Origin of the sequence: Flavobacterium aureirubrum, assembly GCF_038739835.1 — a bacterium.
Taxonomy (GTDB): domain Bacteria; phylum Bacteroidota; class Bacteroidia; order Flavobacteriales; family Flavobacteriaceae; genus Flavobacterium; species Flavobacterium aureirubrum.
Map to the genome: position 1 here is coordinate 1 of NZ_JBCGDO010000092.1, position 498 is coordinate 498.

Genomic DNA, 498 nt, shown 5'->3' on the forward strand with positions numbered 1-498 from the left:
TTAAAAAGTCCACCGAAATATGACGAATATAAAATTAAGTCGACAACTTACAGAGATATTATTCTAACAACAAAAGAATATAGCCGAGAATTCAAAATTACGTCTATGACTTATGAAGCAACAAATCACGAAGAATTTAAAACCGATATTAAATCTGGAGATAATATTGAACTTAAAGTTTTGAAATCTGAAGTTTCAGAATTAAACGAACATAGTCTTTGGAATGATTATAATGACGTTTACGGATTAACAAAAGACGGAAAAAATTATATAGACATTGAATTAAGAACCGAACTTAAAGATAGTGACAGCAAATGGTCATATTTTTTAGTTGCAATTGGACTGGTTATGCTTCCATATGGTTTTTTGAAAAGAAAACCTTTGATAAGTATGGAAAAAGCAATTACGACGATATGCGTTATTGGACTAATTTTAATTTTAATCGAAAACAGAATATAAAAACTACTGGTAACAGCCGTTCCTATGTAAAGCATCATA

At 29.1% G+C, this 498-nt stretch carries 1 protein-coding gene; it reads left to right on the plus strand.

What is annotated here, in order from left to right:
* Positions 1 to 459: hypothetical protein (locus WFZ85_RS16080; protein WP_342697267.1), on the plus strand; the 459-nt coding region annotated here is incomplete at its 5' end.
* Between the last annotated feature and the right edge of the window lie 39 nt (positions 460 to 498).